The sequence below is a fragment of the Pseudaeromonas sp. HNCC25DJ180 genome (assembly GCF_055413345.1).
In genome coordinates, this window is record NZ_JBVAYF010000027.1 from 1 (window position 1) to 5,139 (window position 5,139).

3 protein-coding genes are annotated in these 5,139 nt (G+C 47.7%); all 3 read left to right on the forward strand.

Annotated features, from left to right (window positions below; genetic code table 11):
- Positions 1 to 1,789 precede the first annotated feature (1,789 nt).
- The 3 genes from ACZYTD_RS17080 to ACZYTD_RS17090 all read left to right on the forward strand — a co-directional run bounded on the left by ACZYTD_RS17080 (position 1,790) and on the right by ACZYTD_RS17090 (position 3,589).
- The gene (locus ACZYTD_RS17080) at positions 1,790 to 2,254 is read left to right on the forward strand and encodes a hypothetical protein (RefSeq protein ID WP_463893889.1); all 465 of its coding nucleotides are present in this window, start codon (positions 1,790 to 1,792) and stop codon (positions 2,252 to 2,254) included.
- Positions 2,255 to 2,344: 90 nt separating this feature from the next.
- A complete protein-coding gene (locus ACZYTD_RS17085; RefSeq protein WP_463893892.1) occupies positions 2,345 to 2,845 on the forward strand; it encodes a YcxB family protein in 501 nt (166 codons plus the stop codon).
- Between the two features lie 81 nt (positions 2,846 to 2,926).
- Entirely contained in the window at positions 2,927 to 3,589 is a 663-nt protein-coding gene (locus ACZYTD_RS17090) for a hypothetical protein (RefSeq protein ID WP_463893893.1), read from the forward strand.
- Positions 3,590 to 5,139: the final 1,550 nt, after the last annotated feature.

Consider the following 5,139-nt stretch of genomic DNA (forward strand, 5'->3'; position numbering starts at 1 on the left):
AGAGGCGCCGGTTATATAAACGTTGTGCGTGTTGCCAGTGATTAGTGGTTCCAGGGCAAAAGCAGCCAGTAGTTGTCCGCAGAGAAATGCCCCGGTGTTAGAGAACCGTCATCCTCATCTGGTGTAAACTTCAACTCGGCACGTTGTCAGCAACATCTTGGTGGCTTCGTTCTGGCCAACCTTGTGTATCGGCCTCGGCGCTCTCGCCTTCTCTGTTCCAACAAGGTGGCAAATGACGTCGGCACCGGTGCTTGTTCTTTGTTCCAACCTGTTGGGTTTGAATGCCAGCCTCGGCATCTCTTTCTGCTTGGCGCTGTTCTGGTTCAACTGGTCATCAGGCTGGTTTCGCTGTTGCACAAGCGGCTGGCATAGTTAGCCGCAATGCAGCGCACAACAAAAATTTCAATCGGACTGGCCGTAAGCGTCCGGTTTTTCAAATCAGGGGTTGGCTCTCGGCCAGCCGCTTAAACAGACGTTGTGCGTGTTGCCAGTGTTGAGTGGTTCCAAGGCAAGAGCAGCAGATAGTTGGCCGCAGAGAAAAGGTCAGGAGTTAGAGAGCCGCCAGCCTCTTATAGCGTGAACTTCGGCCCGGTACTTTGTCAGCAACCTTTTGGTGGCTTCGCTCTGGCCAACCTTAGACAGCACATCGGCGCCCCGTTCTGCTTTGTTCCAACGGGTTGGGTAGTAGCATCGGCTCCAGCGCTTGTTCTTTGTTCCAACCAAGTCTGCGGTGTAATCAGGTTCGTCTCGCTGTCGCCCAAGCGGCGGGCATAGTTGGTCTCGGTTCAGCGCACAACAAAAATTTCAATCGGACTGGCCTTAAGCAGCCGGTTTATCATTCACAGGTTGGCACAGGCCAGCCGGTTAAATAGACGTTGTGCGTGTTGCCAGTGATTAGTGGTTCCAAGGCAAGAGCCGCCAATAGTTGGCCGCAGAGAAATGGTCAGGTGTTAGAGAACCGCCAGCCTCTTGTGGGGTGACCGTCGGCTCGGCACGTTGTCAGCGGCATCTTGGTGGCTTCGTTCTGGCCAACCTTGGCCATCGGCCTCGGCGCCCTCGCCTGCTCTGTTCCAACAAGTTGGCCAGTAGCATCAGCACCGGTGCTTGTTCTTTGTCCCAACCTGTTGGGTTTGAACGCCAGCCTCAGCGCCTTATTCTGCTTGGCGCTGTTCTGGTTCTACAAGCCATCAGGCTAGTTTCGTTGTTGCCCAAGCGGCTGGCATAGTTAGCCTCCGTTCAGCGCACAACAAAAATTTCAATCGGACTGGCCTTAAGCGTCCGGTTTATCATTCACAGGTTGGCATTTGGCCAGCCGGTTAAACAGACGTTGTGCGTGTTGCCAGTCATAAGTGGTTCCAGGGCAAAAGCAGCCAGTAGTTGTCCGCAGAGAAATGACCAGGAGTTAGAGAACCGTCATCCTCTTGTGGCGTGAACTTCGGCTCGGCACGTTGTCAGCAACTTCTTGGTGACTTCGTTCTGGCTAACTAGGCTCATCGGCCTCGGCGCTCTCACCTTCTCTGTTCCAACGAGTTGGCCAACAACATCGGCTCCGGTGCCTGTTCTTTGTCCCAACTCGTGGGTTTGAACGCCAGCCTTAGCGCCTCTTCCCTCCTGGCGCTGTTCTGGTTCTGCAAGCTATCAGGCTGGTTTCGTTGCTGCCCAAGCGGCTGGCGTAGTTAGCCTCCGTTCAGCGCACAACAAAAATTTCAATCGGACTGGCCTTAAGCAGCCGGTTTATCATTCACAGGTTGGCGCAGGCCAGCCGGTTAAACAGACGTTAGGAGTTTTCGTGGAAGCAATCTCTAATCTTCAAGTCGCTACTGTTGCGATAGCTTTTTTAGGTGCTGCTTTAGGTTTAATAAATACATGGCACAACTTAGATAAAAAGAGACTTAAATTAAAGGTTACTCCATTGCATATCATTCCCGTTGGAGACACAGATCCAAATTTAACCTTTGGGATTTCAATAGTGAACCAAAGTGACTTTCCTGTAACAATTTCAGATGCTGGTGTTTTAGTAAAGGGAACCAGTGATTACATGTGCATTATTAACCCTATATTTGCAAATGGTGCAAATGGCTTGGACTGGCCTCAAAGACTTGAATCGAGATCATCAATTACAGTTTATAGTCAAATACCAATGCCACCCAAGGGTAAAAATTATGGTTTAGCTTATGCAAGAACTCAGTGTGGAGTAACTGTTAAGGGTAATAGTAATGCGTTAAAACAAATATCCCGCGAATACAACTCCTAACAAAAAGTTTAAGTCGTTCGCTTCGCTCACTGGGACGCGCATAAAGCCGCGCGCCCCATAACTAAAACGTTAGGTGTTCATGGAGGTTCGATGCAAGTAGTTTACCAAAATAATATTGATGACCTAGTTGCTTTAAATGCTGACTTAATGGCAAACAATGAGCAGTTTATAAAAAGGAAAAAGTGGAATTTATATGGAGCGCCATCAGCGCTCTTAATTGTGTTTTCATTTCTTGCTTACTTCATGGATAAACCTAGTTTGTATGGCGGTGCTGTTATTGGCTCCATAGCTAGCTACCTATGGACATATTTTAGCTATAAGAATTACCCTAAGAAAGTAGCTAAGAAACTGCAGCAAAAGGAAGTGTATTGTGAACATACAGTAACAATTACGGCTGAAGGTATTCGAGAAGCAACAACCAATTCTGAAAATTATCATAAATGGGAAGCTATTGATCATATTTCAGTCACGACAGAACATATATTTATTTATAACACCCCAATAACCGCCCATATAATTCCGAAACGAAATATTGGAGAGGACGATTTTAATCAAATATCCGAATCACTTTTGCTATATAAAAACACCTAACAAATAGTTTAAGTCGTTCGCTTCGCTCACTGGGACGCGCATAAAGCCGCGCGCCCCATAACTAAAATGTTAGGTATATTCATGCAACGAAACATCCTCATCATATTTGCATTAGCTTTGGTACACTTTCCGGCATCAGCGGGAAATACATCATTCGGTACAATTGAAGAGTACTTATCAACATTAGTTGAAGAGAAAATAGAAACAGAGAAAATTTCTCGAGAAGTTACTAGTGATAGAGAGCATGTTTTTGGTATGGCTCAGTGGCCTTGTCGGCCTCAAGATCATTGCGACTCAGGTACGCATTATATGGGATACATATTTGTATTAAAAAAATTACAAAATGGAAGACTTCAGGATGTTGCTCACTCAACGCCTCCATTCAGATGGCCAGAAACTACAGATGGAGTAGGCTTTGAAGAAACGATAAGTAAGCGCTCAGATAGCTTCACAGTTTCATTCCATTATTTATTCAGTGGGAATGTCAACTTTACATTTGCGTACCGAAGCTCTAATTGGATTTTGGCTGGTGTCGATTGTGATTTTATTTGGATGGAGGATGGTGACGAAGCCATCGGGGATAGTGGAAGTAACAAATCAGCTAATTTGTTAACCGGCCACCTTATAGAAACACGATATAAAAACAACAAACAACAGACAAAGAAAGAAGAAAAAATATCTATTCATCCCATAGCACTATCAAAGTTTACCCCAGACCTCGAAGAGTTATCCATTTGCCCATAAATACCTGACTAACCAACAAACAGAGAGAGTTTGATTGCAATGAAATCTGGGCTCTAGCTTCTTTAATTACAGCTTTGTTTATTTTGCCCTGTAAATACTCAAAGATATACACCAAAAAGAAAGAAGTTGGGTTATGCTTTCGAAACAAACGTTCATATCGAGAGCGAAGAAAACCTAACAAAAAGTTTAAGTCGTTCGCTTCGCTCACTGGGACGCGCATAAAGCCGCGCGCCCCATAACTAAAATGTTGTGCGTGTTGCCAGTTTTGAGTGGTTCCAGGGCAAGAGCAGCCAGTAGTTGTCCGCAGAGAAATGGCCAGGTGTTAGAGAACCGTCATCCTCATCTGGTGTGAACTTCAACTCGGCACGTTGTCAGCAACATCTTGGTGGCTTCGTTCTGGCCAACCTTGTGTATCGGCCTCGGCGCCCTCGCCTTCTCTGTTCCAACAAGGTGGCAAATGACGTCGGCACCGGTGCTTGTTCTTTGTTCCAACCTGTTGGGTTTGAGCGCCAGCCTCAGCGCCTTATTCTGCTTGGCGCTGTTCTGGTTCAACTGGTCATCAGGCTGGTTTCGCTGTTGCCCAAGCGGCTGGCATAGTTAGCCACAATGCAGCGCACAACAAAAATTTCAATCGGACTGGCCGTAAGCAGCCGGTTTATCATTCACAGGTTGGCGTTTGGCCAGCCGGTTAAATAGACGTTGTGCGTGTTGCCAGTGATGTGTGGCTCCAGGGCAAGAGCAGCCAGTATTAGTCGCAGAGAAATGGCCAGGTGTTAGAGAACCGTCATCCTCTTGTGGCGTGAACTTCGGCTCGGCGCTTCGTCAGCGGCATCTTGGTGGCTTTGTTCTGGCTAACCTCGATCGTCAATATCAGTGCTCTGTTCTGCTTTGTTCCAACAGGTTGGCCAGTGCCATCGGTACCGGTGCCTGTTCTTTGTCCCAACCAGTTGGGTTAGATCGCCAGCCTTCGCGCCTTATTCTGCTTGGCGTTGTTCTGGTTTTCGGGCCATCAGGCTGGTTTCGTTGTTGCTAAAGCGGCTGGCGTAGTTGGCCTCGGTTCAGCGCACAACAAAAATTTCAATCGGACTGGCCTTAAGCGTCCGGTTTTTCAAATCAGGGGTTGGTCCTCGGCCAGCCGCTTAAACAGACGTTGTGCGTGTTGCTGGTGATTAGTGGTTCCACCGCCAGAGCAGCTTGTAGTTGGCCGCAGAGAAATGGCTTGGTGTTAGAGAACCGCCAGTCTCTTGTAGCGTGAACTTCAGCTCCGCACTTCGTCAGTAACATCTTGGTGGCTTCGTTCTTGGTTGGCCAGATCATAAGCCTCGGCGCCCTCGCCTTCTCTGTTCCAACGGGTTGGCCAGTATCATCGGCACCGGTGCTTGTTCTTTGTTCCAACCAAGTCTGCGGTGTAATCAGATTCGTCTCGCTGTTGCCCAAGCGGCTGGCGTAGTTAGCACCGGTTCAGCGCACAACAAAAATTTCAATCGGACTGGCCTTAAGCAGCCGATTTATCATTCACAGGTTGGCATAGGCCAGCCGGTTAAATAGAC